Origin of the sequence: Roseateles sp., assembly GCF_036404855.1 — a bacterium.
In the GTDB taxonomy this organism is placed as follows: Bacteria; Pseudomonadota; Gammaproteobacteria; order Burkholderiales; family Burkholderiaceae_C; genus Pelomonas.
This window is the reverse complement of the sequence record NZ_DASWYS010000051.1, coordinates 1-19,641: the sequence shown is the minus strand read 5'-3', so window position 1 is coordinate 19,641 and position 19,641 is coordinate 1. Positions and strand designations below refer to the sequence as shown.

The 19,641-nt window shown below is 67.3% G+C and carries 14 protein-coding genes; 2 read left to right on the top strand and 12 right to left on the bottom strand.

Features of this window, described 5'->3' with window-relative positions:
- From VGF12_RS03630 to VGF12_RS03605, 6 genes are read right to left on the bottom strand one after another with little or no spacing between them, the layout of a single operon-like run.
- Nucleotides 1–276 (bottom strand): K+/H+ antiporter subunit F, encoded by a 276-nt coding sequence (locus tag VGF12_RS03630; protein WP_331174686.1) that lies wholly within the window; start codon nucleotides 274–276, stop codon nucleotides 1–3.
- Nucleotides 273–761, bottom strand: a complete 489-nt coding sequence (locus VGF12_RS03625) for a Na+/H+ antiporter subunit E (protein ID WP_331174685.1) — start codon at nucleotides 759–761, stop codon at nucleotides 273–275. The genes VGF12_RS03630 and VGF12_RS03625 overlap by 4 nt, the downstream gene beginning before the upstream one ends.
- Complete coding sequence (locus tag VGF12_RS03620; protein WP_331174684.1) at nucleotides 758–2,407, bottom strand: monovalent cation/H+ antiporter subunit D; 1,650 nt, start codon at nucleotides 2,405–2,407, stop codon at nucleotides 758–760. Before VGF12_RS03620 ends, VGF12_RS03625 begins: the two co-directional genes overlap by 4 nt.
- The gene (locus VGF12_RS03615; RefSeq protein ID WP_331174683.1) at nucleotides 2,404–2,748 is read right to left on the bottom strand and encodes a Na+/H+ antiporter subunit C; all 345 of its coding nucleotides are present in this window, start codon (nucleotides 2,746–2,748) and stop codon (nucleotides 2,404–2,406) included. Before VGF12_RS03615 ends, VGF12_RS03620 begins: the two co-directional genes overlap by 4 nt.
- The gene (locus VGF12_RS03610; protein ID WP_331174682.1) at nucleotides 2,748–5,657 is read right to left on the bottom strand and encodes a monovalent cation/H+ antiporter subunit A; all 2,910 of its coding nucleotides are present in this window, start codon (nucleotides 5,655–5,657) and stop codon (nucleotides 2,748–2,750) included. Before VGF12_RS03610 ends, VGF12_RS03615 begins: the two co-directional genes overlap by 1 nt.
- 51 nt (nucleotides 5,658–5,708) lie before the next feature.
- Entirely contained in the window at nucleotides 5,709–6,605 is an 897-nt protein-coding gene (locus VGF12_RS03605) for a universal stress protein (RefSeq protein ID WP_331174681.1), read from the bottom strand.
- 308 nt (nucleotides 6,606–6,913) lie between these two features.
- Here VGF12_RS03605 and VGF12_RS03600 point away from each other — a divergent pair, with 308 nt between their 5' ends.
- Complete coding sequence (locus VGF12_RS03600) at nucleotides 6,914–9,097, top strand: PKD domain-containing protein (RefSeq protein WP_331174680.1); 2,184 nt, start codon at nucleotides 6,914–6,916, stop codon at nucleotides 9,095–9,097.
- Between the two features lie 6 nt (nucleotides 9,098–9,103).
- Here VGF12_RS03600 and VGF12_RS03595 read toward each other — a convergent pair whose 3' ends face one another.
- Nucleotides 9,104–10,138 carry a CaiB/BaiF CoA-transferase family protein gene (locus VGF12_RS03595; RefSeq protein ID WP_331174679.1) on the bottom strand — a complete coding sequence of 345 codons (1,035 nt, stop codon included), beginning with the start codon at nucleotides 10,136–10,138 and terminating at the stop codon, nucleotides 9,104–9,106.
- Between the two features lie 14 nt (nucleotides 10,139–10,152).
- On the opposite strand from VGF12_RS03595, the gene greB reads away from it, so the two are divergent.
- Nucleotides 10,153–10,722 carry a transcription elongation factor GreB gene (greB, locus tag VGF12_RS03590; RefSeq protein ID WP_331174678.1) on the top strand — a complete coding sequence of 190 codons (570 nt, stop codon included), beginning with the start codon at nucleotides 10,153–10,155 and terminating at the stop codon, nucleotides 10,720–10,722.
- Between the two features lie 33 nt (nucleotides 10,723–10,755).
- Here the strand turns inward: greB and VGF12_RS03585 are convergent, their stop codons facing one another.
- From VGF12_RS03585 to gmk, 5 genes are all read right to left on the bottom strand, one after another.
- Entirely contained in the window at nucleotides 10,756–12,288 is a 1,533-nt protein-coding gene (locus VGF12_RS03585) for a tetratricopeptide repeat protein (protein WP_331174677.1), read from the bottom strand.
- A 24-nt stretch (nucleotides 12,289–12,312) separates the two neighbouring features.
- Nucleotides 12,313–16,047: a TonB-dependent receptor gene (locus VGF12_RS03580; RefSeq protein ID WP_331174676.1), complete on the bottom strand. Its 3,735-nt coding sequence runs from the start codon at nucleotides 16,045–16,047 to the stop codon at nucleotides 12,313–12,315.
- Between the two features lie 254 nt (nucleotides 16,048–16,301).
- Complete coding sequence (locus tag VGF12_RS03575) at nucleotides 16,302–18,560, bottom strand: bifunctional (p)ppGpp synthetase/guanosine-3',5'-bis(diphosphate) 3'-pyrophosphohydrolase (protein ID WP_331174675.1); 2,259 nt, start codon at nucleotides 18,558–18,560, stop codon at nucleotides 16,302–16,304.
- Nucleotides 18,561–18,733: 173 nt separating this feature from the next.
- Nucleotides 18,734–18,937 carry a DNA-directed RNA polymerase subunit omega gene (rpoZ, locus tag VGF12_RS03570; protein ID WP_268166323.1) on the bottom strand — a complete coding sequence of 68 codons (204 nt, stop codon included), beginning with the start codon at nucleotides 18,935–18,937 and terminating at the stop codon, nucleotides 18,734–18,736.
- Between the two features lie 23 nt (nucleotides 18,938–18,960).
- The gene (gene gmk, locus VGF12_RS03565) at nucleotides 18,961–19,581 is read right to left on the bottom strand and encodes a guanylate kinase (protein ID WP_331174674.1); all 621 of its coding nucleotides are present in this window, start codon (nucleotides 19,579–19,581) and stop codon (nucleotides 18,961–18,963) included.
- Nucleotides 19,582–19,641 lie beyond the last annotated feature (60 nt).

The following is a 19,641-nucleotide window of genomic DNA, read 5'->3' as shown; positions in this document are numbered from 1 at the left end:
TCAGATCACCTCGCCGCGCAGCAGGAACTTGGCCATCGCCACCGAGCCGACGAAGCCGAACAGCACCATCAGCAGCGCGCCTTCGAAATACATCTCGCTGTCGTAGCGGATGGCCAGCACCAGCATCACGAGCATGCCCACCACGTAGACGAAGTCCATCGCCATCACGCGGTCCTGCGCGGAGGGGCCGCGGAACAGGCGCACCAGGGCGATGCCCATGGCGGTGGTATACAGGATCAGTGTGGCAGTGATGGCCAGCGTCAGCACGGCGCTCATTCGAAGATCTCCTTCAGCGGCCACTCGTAGTCGGCCTTGAAGTGGTGGATGAAGGCGGCCTCGTCGTCGAGGTCGAACACATGGATCAGCAGCGCGCTGCGGTCGGGCGCGAGTTCCGACCAGACGGTGCCCGGGATGACCGCGGTAATCATCGCCAGGGCGGCCAACCCATGTTCGTCGCGCAGATCCAGCGGCACGGTGACGAAGCTGCCGTGCGGCGGGCGTTTCTTGGCGCGCAGCACGCCGGCCGCAACGATCAGCGCCGACCGCACGACGTGCCCGCCGACACGCAGGATCAGCCGGGCCAGCACCCCCCAGTGGCGCAGCGGACCAGGGCGGGGGCGCAGCGGGGCCATGAGCAGCGGCATCACCACCGCGACGAGCACGCCCAGCAGCAACTGGCCAAGGCTGAAGGTGCGCGTCAGCAGCAACCAGCCGCCCAGCAGGCCCAGCGACAGCCAGGGCGATGGCAACAGGCGCTTCATGGCGTGGCCTCCACGTCACGCACGATGGGGCGGACGCCCATCACGGCGTCGATGTAGAGCCGGTGCTCGTGCAGAGAGTTGGCCGCGGCGCGGGCATAGTCAAGGCCGGACTCGGCCTGAAGCACCAGGGCCACCGAGGCCGCCAGCAGACCGGCGATCGGCAGGGTCTCGATCACGCGCAGGCGTGGCGCAGGGCGATCCTGCGAAGTCCAGAAGTGCCGCACGCCCACGCGCATCAGCGCGATGGCGCCGAACAGGCCGGACAGGATCAGCAGCGCGAACAGGGTCCACGCGGCCGGTCGGCTCATGTCCAGGAGCGCCGACAGCATCGCCAGCTTGGCCACGAAGCCGGACAGTGGCGGCAGCCCGGCCGTCACCAGCGCGCTGATCATGAAGGCCACGCCCAGGAAGGCCAACGCCGCGGGGATCGCGCGGCCGATCAGCGCCTCCTCGTTGTCGTCGAGGTTGGTGCCGGCGGGGGGCTCGGCGTCGAGGAAGAACGGCAGCGCATCGTTGCCGTCGTCCATCTGCTGCGGGCCGACCTCGACCTGGCGCGCCCGCTCCAGCAGCTCTACCAGCAGGAACAGCGCGCAGCCCGCCAGCGTGGAGCTGGCCAAGTAGAAGATGGCGGCGGCGCTGAGGGCCGGCGCGTCGAAACCGATGGCCGCGATCAGCGTGCCGGAAGACGTGATGACCGCATACCCTGCCAGCCTGGCCAACTGCTGCGAGGCCAGCATGCCCAGCGCCCCGAAGGCCAGCGTGATGATGCCGCCCCAGACCAGCACGCCGCTACCGAAGCCGGCGGATGCGGCGGCTTCCGCGTCACCTGGGAAGCACAGCGTCCACAGCCGCAGCACTGCATAGACGCCCACCTTGGTCAGGATGGCGAACACGGCCGCGGCAGGCGCGCTGGCCGCGGCATAGGCGGGCGGCAGCCAGAAGTTCAGCGGCCACAGCCCGGCCTTGGCCAGGAAGGCGATGGCGAGGATGGCGGCGCCAGCGTGCAGCAGGCCGCGGTCGCTCACAGGCACCAGGGGCAGCTTCTGCGCGATGTCCGCCATGTTCAGCGTGCCGGTGACGCCGTAGAGCACAGCCACGCCGATCAGAAATAGCAGCGAGGCGACCAGGTTGATGGCGATGTAGTGCAGCCCGGCGCGCACCCGCGCTCCGCCGCCGCCGTGCAGCAGCAGGCCGTAGCTCGCAGCCAGCAAAACCTCGAAGAAGACGAAGAGGTTGAACAGGTCGGCGGTCAGGAAGGCGCCGTACAACCCCATCAGCTGCAGCTGGAACAGCACGTGGAAGTACACACCGGCGTGCTGCCAGCGCGCCAGCGCGTACAGCAGCGCGGCCATGCCGACGCAGCCGGTCAGCACCGCCATCAGCGCCGACAGCCGGTCCGCGACCAGCACGATGCCGAAGGGGACGGACCAGTTGCCGGGCAGGTAGATCGCGAAGGCCGTCGGGGCGTCGCGTTCGGCCACGCCCAGCAGCAGACTCACGGCGATGGCCAGGCCTGCCGTCGTCGACAGCACGTTGGCCACAGCCTTCAGCGCGCGCCGGCCATCGCCCAGCAGCAGCATCATTGCGGCCGTGCCCAGCGGCAGCAGCACCAGCGCGACGAGCAGCTTGTCGGGTGTCACCGTCATGGGCGCTCCTCCTGACCGTCAACATGGTCACCGCCGGATAGGCCGCGCAGGGCCAGCAGCACGACGAGGAACAGTGCCGTCGTCGCGAAGCCGATGACGATGGCCGTCAGCACCAGTGACTGCGGGAGCGGGTCGGAGTAGGTCGCCAGGTCGGCGGCCAGGCCCGGCTGCACGATGGGCTCGCGGTCGACGGCCAGGCTGCCGACGCTGAAGATGAACAGGTTGATGGCATACGACAACAGGGCCAGGCCGATCAGCACCTGGAAGGTCCGCGGTCGCAGAACCAGCCACACGCCGGCGCTGGCCATCACGCCAATGGCGATCGAGATCACCCCTTCCATCAGTCGTCCCTCCCTTCGGCAGCCGCCAGCCCCCGGCGACGGTGAGCCCGCAGCGACTGGTGGGCGATAGCGATGAGCAGCAGCAGCGTGGAGCCCACGACGACGGTGAACACGCCCAGGTCGAACAGGGCCGCCGTGGGCAGGTGCACTTCGCCGACCAGCGGCCAGGTCACGTGAGCGGTGTGCGTGGTCAGGAAGGGATAGCCCAGTGCCAGCGAGCCCAGGCCGGTGGCCAGCGCAATCAGCAAGCCGGTGGCGATCCAGCGCGTCGGCACGAGGTGCAGGCGGGCTTCGACCCAGCGCGTGCCGCTGACCATGTACTGTGCGATGAAGGCGATGGCCACCACCAGGCCGGCGACGAAGCCGCCGCCGGGCTCGTTGTGGCCGCGCATGAAGAGGTGGAAGGCGAACAATCCAGCCACTGGCAGCAGCAGGCGCACGAGCACGGCCGGGACCTCCAGATAGGGCGGCAGGTGGGCATCGCCGTCGCCATCGCGGTCGACCAGGTCTTCGCCCGTGGCCTCTACGGGGGCGCGCTGCTGCGCCGTCGGTTCGATGGCCTCCTGCGCGGGGCGGAAGCGCCGCAGGAGCGCGTAGACGGTCAGGCCGACGATGCCAAGCACGGTGATCTCGCCCATCGTGTCGAAGGCGCGGAAATCGACCAGCATCACGTTGACCACGTTGGTGCCACCTCCCTCGGGCAGCGCCTTCTCCAGGAAGAAGGGCGAGATGGACAGCGGGGCGTGGCGAGTCAACAGCGCGTACGACAGCGCCGCAAGGCCCACGCCGATGGCCACGGCCAGCACGAGGTCGCGGCCCCGGCGCCACGCGCCGCGCGCGGCGGTGCGCGGATCGTCTTGCTCCACGCGGCTGGGCAGCCAGCGCAGGCCCAGCAGGAACAGCACCAGCGTGACGACCTCGACCGCAAGCTGCGTCAACGCCAGGTCCGGCGCCGAGAACCAGGCGAAGGTGATGCACAGCGCCAGGCCGACGACGCTGAGCATCGTCAGCGCCGCGAGGCGGTGGAACTTGGCCTGCTTGGCGGCGCCGATGGCGCAGGCGCCAGCGATCACCCACAGCAGCACGAATTCGGGGGTGGCCGGCACGCGGGCACGGTCACCCCAGGTCAGTGGCACGATGAGTGCCGAGCCCAGGCCCGCCAGGCCGGCGATCGCCACCATCGCGAACAGCTGCGGCTGCAGTCGGCGGGTGCCGAGCAACCGGATCAGCCAGCGCGCGCCGGCCGAAATGCGGGCCAGGCCGGTCTCGAACAGGCGCTTGCCGTCCAGACCCTGCAGCAGCGGCGCGCTGCGCTCCTGGCGGCGCTTGAAGCTCTCAGCGAAACGCAGGTAGACGAGCAGGCCACCCAGGGTTGCCACTGCGCTCATCAACAGCGGCGTGTTGAAGCCGTGCCAGACCGCCAGGCTGTACTCGGGCAGCGTGCCACCCACCACGGGTTGTGCGGCCAGCGCCAGCACCGGACCGATGGACCAGGCGGGCAACGTGCCGACGATGACGCAGGCGAGCACCAGCAGCTCCACCGGCACTCGCATCCAGTGCGTCGGTTCGTGCGGGCGGCGGGGGCATGCGGTGGGCGGCGGGCCGAAGAACACGTCGTGGCCGAAGCGCAGCGAATAGACCACCGCGAACACGCCGGCCAGCGTGGCGGCGGCCGGCAGGCCGTACTCGATGGCCGGATGGGCGCTGACGAACACCGTCTCGGCGAAGAACATTTCCTTGGACAGGAAGCCGTTGAGCAGCGGCACGCCGGCCATTGCTGCGCAGGCCACCATCGCCAGCGTGCCGGTGATGGGCATGAAGCGGAACAGGCCGTCGAGTCGACGCATGTCGCGCGTGCCGGTTTCGTGGTCGATGATGCCCACCGACATGAACAGCGAGGCCTTGAACGTCGCGTGGTTCATCATGTGGAAGACCGCGGCGACGGCGGCCAGCGGGCTGTTCAGTCCCAGCAGCAGCGTGATCAGGCCCAGGTGGCTGATCGTGGAGTAGGCGAGCAACCCCTTGAGGTCATTCTGGAACATGGCCACGTAGCTGCACAGCAGCAGCGTGACGAGCCCCGCCCCGCCGACGATCCAGAACCAGGCGTCGGTGCCGGACAGCACAGGCCAAAGTCTCGCCAGCAGGAACACGCCGGCTTTCACCATCGTGGCCGAATGCAGGTAGGCCGATACCGGAGTGGGCGCCGCCATCGCGTGCGGCAGCCAGAAGTGGAAGGGGAACTGTGCGCTTTTGGTCAGTGCGCCCAGCAGCACCAAGCCCAGCGCCAGTGGATAGAGCGGATGCGCGCGCACCACATCGCCCGCCCGCAGCACGGCGTCGAGCTCGAGGCTGCCGGCCATGTGCCCCAGCAACAGCACGCCAGCCAGCAGCGCCAGCCCGCCCGTGGCCGTGACGGTGAAGGCCATGCGGGCGCCGCGGCGCGCGTCCTTGCGGTGCGTCCAGTAGCCGATCAGCAGGAAGGAGAAGACGCTGGTCAGTTCCCAGAACACCACCAGCTGCACCAGGTTGCCGGACACGACCACGCCCAGCATGGCGCCCATGAAACCGAGCAGCAGCGAGTAGAAGCGCGCGGCCGGGTCGTCGGCCGACAAGTAGTAGCGGGCGTAGACGATGACCAGCAACCCCATACCGCTCACTAGCATCGCGAACATCCACGCGAAGCCGTCCAGACGCACGACGACGTCGATGCCCAAGCTGGGCAGCCACGCGAGGCGTTCGGAGATCACCGTGCCGGCATTGATGTCCGGATATAGCGAGGCCAGTTGAAGGGCCACCACCAGCGCAATGGCGGCGGCCCACAGTGATTCAAGATTGCGGGCGTTGGTCGGCAGCAGCGCGGCGACGGCGCTGCCGATGAAGGGCAGAAAGAGAAGCAGGAGGAGCGACATTGCCGCGGAGTCTACTTTCGCTCCCTCGCGGCAAGGCGCAGGAAGCCGGAATCAGTCGGGACGGCGGCAGGAGATCAGCACGTCAGCGGCGCCATCGGCAATGACCATGCGCGTGGTGCTGCCGAGCAGGAACTCGTCCAGTGCATGCCGGCCCTGGCGGCCGATGACGACGAGATCGCAGTCGCGTTCCTGCTCCTCCTGAACGATCAACATCCAGGGGTCGCCGCCGCTGGGGGTGCTCAGGCACACACGGTCGGCGCCCAACCCGGCTTCGGCGGCCAGCGCGCTGAGCCGCTGTTGCGCCTCGCGACGCGCGGCGTCCTGATAGTGCGTGACGATGTCACCGCTCACGCCGGCCAGACGCATCTTGCCTTCGAAGGGCACCTCCACGGCATGCATCAACACGAGCGTGGCCTGGGGAGCCAGCCGTTGTGCCTGCCGGATCGCGGCCAGGCTCCAGTCGGAGAAGTCCACCGGCACCAGGATGCGGCGGTAGGGTTCGTGGGGCAGCTGGCGCACCATCAGCACCGGCCGCGCGGAGCGCTTGGCGATACGCTCGGCGGTGGACCCGACGACCACGCCGCGGAAGAACCCGGCGCCGCGGGTCCCGGTGACAAGCAGGTCTGCATCGATGTCGTCCGCATGTCGGGTGACCTGTTCCACCGGATGGCCGATGCTCAGGTGGGTGCCGACTTTCAGGCCTTGGGCCTGCCCCAGTTCCGCCGCCAGCTCCTGAAGGCGCGTGCTTGCGTCGGCCTCGATGGCGCTGGCGGCCTGGCTGTCGTCGGCGAGCCAGCGGCGCAGATCCTCCAGGGCCGAACCGCCGACCGTGTGCACCAGTGTCACGGCGGCACCAGTCGCCCGGGCCAGCAAGGCGGCCCGCTGCGCTGCATGCCTCGAATGTGCCGAGAAATCGGTTGCCGTGACGATGGCGCGAAGAGAGCTCATCGGATGGATCTCCAGGGGTTGATAGGGTCAGTATTCCAGAAAGTGAACCTGCGGCCGCGACGCGAGCAGTGGGGGGCTGCTCGGTCGGGCGTGCGAACGGGACCATGCCAGCACTGGGGCGATCTGCACAACGAGGCGCCACCGATGCATCGTTCTCTGGCCGGTGCAGCTCCTTGCACGCCAGCGACGTGCATCGGTGGCTTGTTCATGCAGTTGGTGAGTCAGGCCTGCAAAATAGCGCCGCATGAGGGAGGGCGTATATGCCTATGAATTGGATTGGTTTCAGGGCGATTGCCGGCGTTCTGGTCATGACTGCGCTGACGGCTTGCGGCGGCGGCGGCGATGGCGTAGCCACCAGGCCCAACACCGCCCCCACCGCCACGGTGGGGGCCGCTCAGACGGTGCTGGCAGGTGCCACCGTCCAGGTCAGTGGTACCGGCGCAGACGCCGACGGCGATCCGATCACCTACGCCTGGAGCGTGGCGTCGAAGCCGGAGGGCAGCGCAGTCAACGCCGCCTCGCTGACCACGTCCACGACGGACAAGGCCAGCTTCGTGCCCGACGTTGCAGGCGCCTACGTGCTCAGCCTCGTCGTCAGCGATGGCCGGCTGAGCAGCACTCCGGCGCTCGTGACCGTCACGGCCCAGGGGGTCGACAGCCTCGGCATCAGTGCCGACAAGGCCGAGCCGCTGGCCGGCACCACCACGCTCTCGCTTACCGGCCCCGTGGCAGGCCTGCAGGTGACCTGGTACGCCGACCTGAAGCAGATCGGCACCGGCGCCAGCGTGGCCTGGGACACCGGCACTGCCACCAACGGCACGAGCCAGGTGGTGGCGCGCCTGCAGCTGGCCGGGACCCGTACCGTCGACGTGAAGCGCAACCTCTCGGTGGCGAATGCCAGCTTCACGACCTTGGCCGCCAACGTCTCGGGCACATCGGGAGCGATCACCGTCACAGTCTTCGCCCAATCACCGATCGGCACCGCGAGCGTCACCGCCAGCGTCGATGGTGCGTTGCTCGGCACGCTGACGGCCCCCAATGCCTGCTTCGGCTGCTCTCCACCCTATCGCGACTACCAGTTCATCGTCGACGGGCGCTCGCTGGGTTCAGGTGCACACACCATGAAGGTGGTGGCGGTGGACGGCCAAGGCCTGAGCAAGGAGTTGAGCGTCAATCTGCCCGTCGCCAACACGCCGCTGCTCACGATCAACGGTCCGCTGGATGGCAGCTTCGTCTACGACAAGTTGAGCGTGTCGGGACAGGTCTCGTCCGACCGGGCCGGCGCCGTCGCCGTGGACGTCAGGCTGGGCGACCTGTCCATCATCCAGGGCACGGGACCGGCCTTCAGCGGCAGCTACGACGTGTCGGGGCTGTCGCCTGGCGCTTACACGGTGACGGTCAAGGCCACCGACAGCGTTGGGGTGTCCACGACCGAGCAGCGGCAGATCATCAAGGCGTCCAGCGCCGCACTGGCGTACATGCCTGTGAAGTCGCTGGGTGCGGATGCGCGACTACTGGCTGTTGAGGGTGATCGCGTGCTCTACATGGCCGGCGACAAGAGCATGCATCTGCTCGACACGGCGGTGGGCACCGACCTGACCTTGCAGGTCGGTGGGCTCAACGTTCCAGGCGGGCAAGGGCTGATCAGCGACGGGCGCATTTACGTGAACACCGCGGACGGCAAGTGCCCGTACGGCTGCCTCTATCAGTGGGACAGCGACGGCTCCGTCAAGGACCTCGCCGCGGGCAATCCATGGTCGCAGTTCCAGTCGCCACAGAGCCCGATCGCGCGTTCGGGTTACGTCCTTTGGGCCAACGGGGCTTTCAGCTTCACGCTGTATGACGTGGCCGCGGGTACCTACAGACAGATCAAGCCGGACCCTGCCGCATCCGTCGGCAATTTGCGTTTCGACATGGCGATGGTCGGGGGGGTGCTCAACGTGTTCTATTGGGGGGACTCGGGTGACGCGTACAAGTCGTTCGATGTTTATCGCTGGTCGGCGGCGACGGGCAGCGCCGTCACCCTGTCGAGCGGAAGTCGCAAAGACATCTATGTCGCGTCGGATGGCACCCGGGTGGCGTGGATGCAGAGTCCGCTGAACGACGGCGACAAGGGCACCCTCGTGTCGGTACCGGCCGCTGGTGGCGCCGTGTCGGTGGTGACGACCAACCTGGCCTCGTACTTCTCGTTGAGGGATGGCGTGCTGGTATGGATGGAGGCCATGGCGGGGAACTCCTTCTCCATCAAGGCTTCAACGGCGACCGGGACCAGCACCTTGTCGACGAGCGCCAGCTTCCGGCCCTTGGGCAACGAGGCGGGTCGCGTCTTCTACGGCGCTGGCGGCAAGACCTATTGCTGGGATGCTCAGCAGACCCAGTCCTTTGTCGCGGTCGAGGGTAACGTGTCTGCTGCCGATGCGCTGACCACCGGCAAGACCTTGTACTTCCTGGCGGGCACCACGAAGCTGCTCTACAAAGTCCGGGTGAACTGAAGCCTCTCAGCCGCCGCGGGAAAACCGCGGCGCTGCGGCTGGCTGCCAGTGGCCCGCGTCGGTCTTCGTGAAGCTGCCCCGGGCCTGGGCATGGGGGTGCAGCGGCGCCTCGGCCAGCGTCAGCACGGGCGCAAAGCAGACATTCGTGCCTTCCAGCAAGGCAGTCCATTCGGCGCGGGTTTTCTCACGGATGCGCGCGGCCACCTGGGCGCGCAGTGCGGGCCATTGGCGGTGGTCCTGTTGGGTGGCGGGATCCACGTTGGTGAGGTCCAGGCGTTGCAGCAGTTCGGCATAGAACTGCGGTTCCAGCGCGCCCAGCGACACGTGACCGCCGTCGGCGCATTCGAAGCAGTCGTAGAAGGGCGAGCTGTGCAGGAAGAAATTCTGTGACGGTGCGTCGCTCCAGCGGCCCGCTGCGCGCAGCGAATGCAGCAGGCTCGACATCAGGCCCACGCCGTCCACCATGGCCGCGTCCACCACTTGGCCGCGACCACTGCGCTGGGCTTCCCACAGCGCCGCCATCAGCCCGAATGCAAGGAACATCGCGCCGCCACCCATGTCGCCGATCAGCGTGGCCGGAATGCTGGGTACGCCCCCCTCGCGACCCGCTACCGACAGCACCCCGGTCAGCGCGACGTAGTTGATGTCGTGCCCCGCCGCGTGGGCCAGTGGCCCGGTCTGGCCCCAGCCCGTCACGCGACCGTAGACGAGGCGGGGATGGCTGGTGGCGAAGGTCTCCGGGCCGAGGCCCAGGCGTTCCATGACGCCGGGGCGGAAGCCTTCGATGAGGGCGTCCGCCCCCGAGATGAGCCGGCGCGCCTCGGCCAGACCTTCGGTCGTCTTGAGATCCAGGCTGGAACGCCGTTTGCCGCGCTCCAGCGCGGTGCCGGTGTCCAGCACCTGGCCTCCCGGACGCTCGATGACGAGGACGTCCGCGCCGTGATCGGCCAGCAGCATGCCGGCCAGCGGGCAGGGGCCGATGCCGGCCATTTCGATGACGCGCAGGCCTGTCAGCGGCCCGGCAGGGGAGGGGGCTTGCATTGGACAATGCTCTCATGAACAAGGCCTTCACCAAGGAATCCGACGCGGCCGACGATGACGACGGCGACGGCCCTTCGCTGCCGAGCCTGCCGGCCGGGACGCGCAACTACATGACGCCAGCAGGCTACGCGCGGCTGCGTGCGGAGTTCATGCAGCTCATCGACGTGGAGCGGCCCAAGATGGTGGAGACGGTGTCCTGGGCTGCCAAGAACGGCGACCGTTCGGAGAATGGCGACTACCTCTACGGCAAGAAGCGGCTGCGCGAGATCGACCGTCGCCTGCGCTTCCTGACCAAGCGGCTGGACATCGCAGAGGTCGTTGATCCCAGCGTCCACCACGGCAGCGAACAGATCTACTTCGGCGCGACGGTGACCTATGCCAACGCCAGAGGCGAGGAGAAGACCATCACCATCCTGGGACTGGACGAGGCCGACAGCCTGGCCGGTGAGGTTAGCTGGGTCTCGCCGATTGCGCGCACGCTGCTGAAAGCACGAGTCGGCGACGAGCTCAACCTCGTGACGCCAGTGGGCGTGGAGAAGATCGAGGTCGTTGAGGTCACGTACCCGGCGCCGGCCGGCGGATGACTGGCGACCCGCCCGGGCCGTCGGTGTCGAGGCTCAGGATGGCTTCTTCGGCGTGGGCCTCAGCATCGCGTCGGCGCGGGCTCTTTCCTCGGGTGTGAGCTGGGCGGCCAGCACGGGCAGCGCGGCGGCGGCCTGCTCGTGGCCCAGGCCCTTGCTGAGGCTGCACCAGGCATAGGCGGCGGCCATGTCCTTGGCTCCGCCCTGGCCCTGGGCCAGCATGACGGCGAGGTTGAACATGGCGTCCGGCTGGCGACGCTGGGCCGCAGCCTGGAAAAGCTGGCGGGCCGTGTTGAAGTTCTGGGCGACTGCCTCGCCGCGGTAGAAGTAGGTGGCCAGCGCGTTCTGCGCGTCGGGGTGCCCCTTGAGTGCGGCATCCTTGTAGAGCACGATGGCGCGTTCGGGCGCCGGCGCGGCCGTCCCTTCGCCCAGGTCCATCATCCGGGCCGCCTCGTAAGTGGCTTGCAGATGACCGGCCTTGGCGGCTGCACCGAAGTAGGCGCCGGCCCGGTTGAGGTCCAGGGGCACGCCGGCCGGCTGCTTGGGCAATTGATGGCGATAGAGCTGGCCCAGCATGTAGAGGGCCGTCGTGTCGCCGGCTTCGCCGGCAGCCTCCAGGTAGGCCAGCGCAGGCTTGACGTCGACTTTGGTGCCGATGCCGCTCAGGTGAGCCTGGCCCAGCAGCGTGCCGGCAGGCTCGAACCCGTAGTCCAGCGCCTTGCTCCACCATCTGTAGGCCTGCACGGGGTCACGTTGGATGCCCTGGCCGGTGAGGTGGATGCGGGCCAGCAGCAGCGACGCCTCGATGCGCGTGTTGATGTTGTCGGGTATTTGCGGGTCGAACTTCAGGCGGTCCCTGACCGGGTCGTAGCGCGCGTCGATGACCTCGCGCAGCCATTCGATGGCCTTGGGGGTGCTGGCCGGCGTGCCCAAGCCCAGCAGGTGGATGCGGCCCAGCATCATGGCCGCCTCTTCGTAGCCGAGCTTGCGCCAGCCTTCCTCAAACCGCGTGCGCGCCTCGGTGTAGTTGCCGGCCTCGTAGGCCTCGAAGGCCTGCTCCAGCGACTTGTCCTTGCGGGCGATCCAATTGCGGCCGGCCGCGAAGTGCCTGTCAGCGCCCGAGCACGCCACGCCCGGAGTCCGCGCCTCGAGGCCGGAAGCGGTATCGGTGCTGTTGCCCAGGGCGCTGCCGACGTCGTTGGTCTTGGCGTTCCCGTCGGGGCTGAGGTCGCTGAAGCGATCTGCCTCGTTGGACGGGTTGTCCAGCATGTTGAAGTCGCGCATGTAGGCCAGCGTGACGTCGTCTTCGGCCGCGGAATAGCCGCTCATGAAGGCGCAGGACGAGGCGTAGTTGCGCGACAGGATCTTGCTCTTGGCGGCCGTGACCACCGATGGGTCGACGCCGTTCTTGCGCTGGCCCGTCACCTTGACGGCCTCCAGCGTGTTGGATGTCCCGGCAGGCGCACTGGCGGCCTGCTGGGCATGTGCGGGTGGCAAGGCCCAGATGAGCGCCAGACCGGCTTGCGCCGCCCAGTTTCGGTTGAAGAAAGGACGGATGCAGCCGGTCATGGGTTTCTCCCTGTCGGTACGGACTTAGCGCGGGCTGCGGATCGTCATGCCGATCGTGTAGCGGCGACCGTTGTAGCCATCCGAGTAGATATTCGGAATGCCGTTGGCGTAGTCCTCATAGCCGCCTGTCGAGTTCTGCGTGCGTTCGCCCGTCAGGTTGCGCACGTCGGCGAAGATCTCCAAGCCGTTCTTGAAGCGGTAGGACATCTTGGCGTCGACGTAGGCGGTCTTGTTGCCGAATTGCGGGTAGCCCGGGTTGTAGGCCGTGCGCCAGCTGGTGGTGCCCACCGAGGGATAGTTGTTCACGCCCAGGTTGCTGGTTGTGTTCGGCGAGAACACGTAGTAGCGCGGGGCCACGACCTGCATCGCAACGCGGGCCTGGAAGGCACCGTCGTCATACCAGAGCGAGGCGTTCCAGGAGTACTTTGGCTCGTTGACCACCGGCAGCACGTCGCCGCTGATCAGATCCAGCGTCGGCATGCCCTGGCTGGATCGCAGGCGGCTGTAGTTGGCGTCGATGCCCGTGTAGCGCAGGACGGACGGCAGAAACGTCAGCGCCGTCTTCACACCAAACTCGATGCCGCGGCGGGTCGACGGGGGGGCGTTGTCCCATTGGGTGTACGAGAACTCGTAGTCCTTCAGCGCCGTCCCGGTCTGCGGGTCGACCGTGTTGCTGTTCTTGAACACCTGCTGGTTGTTGCGCACCACGCCGATGGTGGGTGCGCCGATCAGGCCGCGCTGGCGGAAGACGTTGACCGACATGCTGGTGTCGCGATTGGCATACCACTCCAGCGACAGGTTCTGGTTGGTGTTGGTCTGCGGCTTCAGCGCCGGGTTGCCCATCGTGCCCGAACAGGTCTGGTTGGGCGAGTTGCCCTGGTCGTCAGGCTCGGTTTCCTCGACGACCTGGCTGATCGTGCAGGTGCCGCTGGGCAACAGCCGGGAGATGGGAGGCCGTGCGACGGTGCGGCCGATGGCGTAGCGCAGCGCGAGCTTGTCCTCGATCGGCCAGAGGGCCAGGTTCAGCGAGGGCATCACGTCCGTGGCGCTGTCCTTGATCGCCGTGTTCTGGCTGACCACGTAGCTTGAGACGGCGTTGGGATTGTCGATGGGGTGCCAGTCCGGGTTCTTTCGAATCGAGCGGAAGGCCATGAAGCCGCTCGCCTCCACTTCGGTCCTGACGACGCGAGCGCCTACGTTGCCGGCCAGTTCCATGCCGCGCCACAGCGGGATCTCGAACTCCTCCATCAGGTACGCCGCCGTGGACTTCTCACGGAAGCTGGAGTAGGGCATGTCGTAGACCTTGCCGTCCGTGGCCGTGCAATGGCGGAAGCAGTCCAAGCGCACCGGGATGCCGGCCAGCTGGAACAGCTTGTCGATGTCGATCTGGTTCCAGCCGTTGAGCAGCGTGGCCGGGCGGTCCTTGGAGCCGCCGTAGAACTGGGCCGCCGGATTCAGCGTCAATGTCGATTGGATCAGTTGCTGGTACTGCGACTGGGTCAGTGTCGTGGTGCCGGCCGGTGTGCCGCCAATGCCGGCGTTGAGCACGTTGCCGTTGGGCACGTAGCCGTAGGCGCAGGGCTGGCCGCCAGGGGCTACAGAACCGGCCGTGTTCTCGCAGCCGATGACGTTCCAGCGCGTGTTGACCTGCGGCATGTAGACGCCGTACTTGAAGCCCGCCGCACCAAAGGTGCCGACGGGCTCCTGCAGCGTGCCCCCCGCGCCCGACCAGGTCTTGCCGCCGGTGTCGCGGAAGTTGAAGCCTGCCTTCAGCGAGGTCAGGAAGGGCACCTTGTCCACGAGGTTGTAGGCGAAGTCGGCCTTGGCGGTGCGTTCGGAGCTTTCGCTGTCGAACGAGCGGATGACCTGCAGCAGCAAGTTGTTGGTGTATTGCGCACGCTGGGCGGCCGAGTAGGCCGGCGTTCCCACCAACTGGGTTGCGGACGCAGAGGTCGCGGCCTGCAGAACCGCGGGGTTCAGCGTCGAGTAGGCGGCATAGTTGAACTGGTTGATGTTGTTCGTGCCGTCGGGCAGCGTGAACGCCCACAGACCGTTGTCCTGCAGCGAGTAGGTGGCCTTGCCGTAGTTGTAGCTGTAGGACGCGCGGCGGTCATAGCGCAGCGCCGTCGACTTGGTCGAGCCGGCCATGAAGTTGGCGCTGAAGCGGCCATCCCGGTATTCGCCTCCCGCGGTCAGCGTCTTGTTGGTCGTGTCGATGGAGCTGAAGATGGTGTCGGTCGTGAGGATGCCGCCGTCCGTCGTGTAGCTTGTCAGGTGGTGCTTGGCGTCGACCGTGTAGCCGGGCAGGATGTTGGTCGTCGTGCCGTAGACCAGCGGTGCATTGCTGGCGCGCCAGGAGTAGCTGGGCAGCAAGGAGCCGCTGACGCCATTAGCCAGCGAGCGCTGATTGGCTGCGGTGTTGTCGGTGAAGCTGCCCGCTGCGTTGAAGGTCGGCGTGCTGCCCACCCCCAGGAAGCCGACGGTGTCGTCGACATGTCGTTCGCTGCGCGCGAACTTGCCGAAGACAGTGAGCTTGTCGTTGACCTTGAAGTCCAGGCGGATGTCACCGCCGCGGCGTTTGTCGTCCTGGCTCTTGACGGTGTAGCGGAAGCCGACCGTCTTCGAGGGAGAGTAGTCGTTCCACTGGTTTAGGCAGGTCAGTTGCTCGTTCTGGCGTGCCGTGTAGGCATTCGTGCGGTTGGTCGTCCCGCTGATGGCGTCGGTCTGCGCCTGGGTCAGATTCGGGAACAGGGTGAAGCAGTCCGCCTTGGACTGGGCGGAGGCCGACTTGGTCAGCAGCTCCACTGGCGTGGCTGAGTTGAAGACGCCGCCGCCGGTCAGCGCGACGGAGTTGATCGGCGTGTTGATGGTGTCACCGAACAGCGTCGACGGGTTGAAGGTGAAGGTCTTTTCGGGCGAGTTGTCGAAGTCCGCCGAGCGCGACAGGCCCTCCCAGCTGTTGCTGCCGCCCTGCGCGATGCCGTGCTGCTCGTTCTTGTAGTACGACCGGTTCAGGTTGGCGATGACGCCCAGGCGCTTGTCCAGGAACTTGTCGGCCACCACGAGATTGAAGTTGGGCGTCGTCTTCTTGTTCAGATCGCTCCGGGTGAGCTCCGTCTTGAACGAGTAGTAGGGCTTGTCGAAGTCCAGGCCGGTGCGAGTGGTGATGATGACGCCGCCGCCCAGCGAACCCTCCACCATGGCCGCTGTGGAGCCCTTGACGATGTCGACGCTCTTGATGAGGTCGGAGGACAACTCGCGGAATTCCGTGCCGCGGCCATCGCCGCCGCCCAGCAGGTCGGTGCCGGCGCCGGATCGCACGGCCATGCCGTCCATCTCGACGCGGGTCAGTTCCGGGCCGTTGCCGCGGATGGAGACGTTCACGCCCTCGCCGAAGTCGCCTCGGTCCAGTGCTACGCCGGCAACACGGGAGATGGCTTCGCCGATGTTGCGGTCGGGGAAGGCGCCGACGTCCTCGGCGACGATGGAATCCTGGGTGGTTGCAGCGCGCTTCTTGCGGTCGATGGCGGATTGCTGGGATTTGCGCGTGCCGATGACCAGCACGGTCTCGAGTTCCTGCACAGGGGCGGCCGGCTTGCGTGCGGCCGCCTTGGCCTCGTCGGGTTGGGGGCCCTCGGCCTTGGCCGCTTCGGGCGTCGCGGCGGGGGGGCCGTCCTGGGCCATCGCGGCCTGCTGGGCCCACAGGGCCAGGGCCATGGAAACGGCGGTTGCCACCGCCGGCTTGCTGAACTTGTTCACGTGTCTCTCCGCGCTCCGGTGGAATTCCGGGCTTGTTGTGGGTCGGTCGCCAATGGCCTGGAAGGGGTGGTTGGGAGCCCCTTCCCGAGCCGCGGCGCGACCTTAAGCAGCCGCCGTAACCGGGAGAAATTCGTTTTGGCCTGTTTGCTATCCCGAAAAGAAATATCGGGCCCAGAAACACTGGTTAACCCGCGGATGCGCGCAGAAACAATCACGGCCGTGATCGGCCGAGCGACTGTCCGCTGACGAAGGCGCTAGGGTTTGACGCGCCAGACGCGTTGCACCGGCGCGGTGCGACGCAGCACCCGCAGCACCTCGGCGAGATGCAGGCGATCGCGCACGGCGATGAGCAGTGTCATCTCGGCCGTCTCGCGCAGTTGCGCCTCGTCACTCATCGAGATGTGGGTGATGTCGGCTTCGGCCTGGGCCACCGCCTGCGCGACCTGGGCGAGCACGCCCTTGCCGTTGCTCATGAGCAGTGCGATGCCGGCCTCGAAACTGCGCGCCAGTTCCTCGGCCCATTCGACGGGGATCCAGTGCTCGGGATCGCGTTGGAACAGACGCCGGCCCACCGCGCATTCGCAGGTGTGCACGACCAGGCCCTCTCCGCGGCCCAGGTAGCCGCGCACCTCGTCGCCGGGGATGGGGCGGCAGCAACTGGCCAATTGAATCGAGGCGCCTTCGCTGCCGTCGATAGTGATGCCGCGCTGCTCGACGGGGGCCGCCGCGAAGCGGCCCAGCGTCAGCGCCAGCGCGTCGGGTCTCTGGCCTTGCTCGGCCATCAGCCTGGCCAGCTTTTTGGCGATGATGGCGGCGATCTTGCGGCCGGCACCGATGTCGATGAGCAGCTGCTCGGTGTTGGCGCTGCCGGCCCAGGTGGCCAGCTCGTGCCAGATCGGCGCGGCCGGATCGTCCAGCTCCAGGCTGGGCAGGGCAAGGCCCTCGCCGCGCATGGCCTGGGCCAGCATCTTCTCGCCCAGTTCGCGCGACTCCTCCTGCTCCAGGTCCTTGAGGTAGTGGCGGATCTTGGAGCGGGCGCGGCCCGTGCGGACGAAGCTCAGCCAGGCCGGGTTGGGGCTGGCGCCGGGGGCGGTGATGACCTCGACGATGTCGCCGCTCTTCAGCTCAGCGCGCAGCGGAACGGCCTCGCCGTTGACCTGCGCGGCGACGCAGTGGTCGCCGACGTCGGAGTGGATGGCATAGGCGAAATCCACCGGGGTCGCACCCTTGGGCAGGGCCATGATCTTGGACTTGGGCGTGAAGACGTAGATCGAGTCCGGGAACAGGTCGATCCGGACGTGCTCCAGGAACTCGTTGGCGTCCCGTGTCTCGTCCTGGATGTCGATGAGGCTCTGCAGCCAGCGTGCGTTGGCCTGCTGGGCAATCAGCGACGAGGCCTGCTTGCCGCGACTCTTGTAGATCCAGTGCGCGGCCACGCCCTGCTCGGCGATCTGGTGCATGCCTTCGGTGCGTAGCTGGAATTCCAGCGGCGTGGCCAGCGGCCCCATCAGCGTGGTGTGCAGGGACTGGTAGCCGTTGTCCTTGGGCGTGGCGATGTAGTCCTTGAAGCGGCCTGCCTGCGGCTTGTAGAGCTGGTGCAGCACGCCCAGTGCGGTGTAGCACTGCAGCGGCTCCTCCGTCAGGATGCGAAAGCCGAAGATGTCGCTGACCTGGGCGAAGGACAGCCCCCCCTTCTCACGCATCTTCTTGTAGATGGAATAGACGGTCTTCTCGCGCCCTTGCACCTCGACGCGCAGGCTGGCCTTGGCGAAGGCCGCACGGATCTCACCCTCGATGCGCGACACCAGGTCGCGCCGGTTGCCGCGGGCCTTGGCGACCGCCTTGCTGAGGGCCGAGTAACGCCAGGGGTGAAAGTACTGGAAGGACAGGTCCTGCAGCTCCCGGAAGGTCTGGTTCAGGCCCAGGCGGTGCGCTATCGGGGCGTAGATGTCGAAGGTCTCGCGAGCGATGCGGCGGGCCTTGTGCGGTGCCATGGCGCCCATGGTGCGCATGTTGTGCAGGCGGTCGGCGAGCTTGATGAGGATGACGCGCAGGTCGCGCGCCATCGCCAGCAGCATCTTGCGAAAGGACTCTGCCTGCGATTCCTCCTTGGTGGAGAACTGCAGCTTGTCCAGCTTGGTCAGACCGTCCACGAGGTCGGCCGTCGTCGCGTCGAACTTCTCGATCAGCTCGGTCTTGGAGACACCGCAGTCCTCCACGACGTCGTGCATCAGCGCCGCCATCAGGGCCTGGGCATCCAGCCGCCATTCGGCGCAGATGCCGGCGACGGCGATGGGGTGGGTGATGTAGGGCTCGCCAGTGGCGCGCTTCTGGCCCAGGTGGGCTTCGTCCGCGAACTTGTAGGCCTCGCGCACGCGCTTGACCTCGGCCTTGCTGAGATAGCCGAGCTTGGGGGCGAGCGCGTCGAAGGAGGCTGCCTCCGCCGGCGTCGGCGGAGCCGCCGGGCGCAGACCGGGCAGCGTGAACCAGGCAGTGAGAGAGCGTTGGGCCATATGGCCCGAATTTATCCGATGCCGTCGTCGGCGCTCCTCGCTCAAGAAGTACCTTGGCTGGTCTGCGGGCCGGGCTGCCGCGCATGTCACAGGGCCGGCCCGAGGCTCGGGGTTGAGGCCCGAAATGCAAACGGGCGCCGCGTGGCGCCCGTCAGCAGGGAAGGTCTGGTCGCTTAGACCGGGACCTTGCGCAGCATCTCGACGCCGACTTCGCCAGCAGCGATCTCGCGCAGTGCGGTCACGCCGGGCTTGTTCTTGCTCTCGATGCGCGGGCTGTGACCCTGGCTCAGCATGCGGGCGCGGTAGGTCGCAGCCAGCACGAGCTGGAAGCGGTTCGGGATCTTGGTCAGGCAGTCTTCGACGGTGATGCGGGCCATGGTGTTCCTTGTGATGTGCGCGATCAGGGCAGATCGAGCGCCTGAAAGACGGCCGAGCGGTTTCGGCGCTGAGCCGCGTATTTTAGCCGTTGCGCGTGGACGATGGTTTTCAGGTCGAAGACGGCCGTGTCGAACACCGCATTCACGACCACGAAATCGAAGTGCCGGGCCTGGGCTACCTCGATGCGCGCGTTGTTCATGCGCTTGGCGATGACCTCGGGCTCGGTGTCGCCGCGCCGGTTCAGGCGCAGGCGCAACTCGTCCCAACTGGGCGGCAGGATGAAGATCAGCACGGCATAGGGGAAGAGCTGCTTGATCTGCAGCGCGCCTTGGTAGTCGATCTCCAGCACGACGTCCTCGCCCCGCTGCAAACGCTCCTCGATGCCGGCGCGTGAGGTGCCATAGAGGTTGCCGTGCACCTCGGCCCACTCGAAGAACTCGCTGCGCCCGGCCATGGCTCGGAACTCGTCTGGCGAGATGAACCAGTACTCGCGGCCATGCTGCTCCTGGCCGCGCGGCGCGCGCGAGGTGTGGGAGATCGAGACGGCCAGCTTGGCGTCCAGTTCCAGCAGGGCCTTGACGAGGCTCGATTTGCCCGCGCCGCTGGGCGCGGCGACGACGAAGAGATTGCCGGGATATTCCATGTCATGGGGAGCCTGCAAAAGGTCAGGCCCTGGGCGTGCGTTTCGGGTGGGAGGGCGACA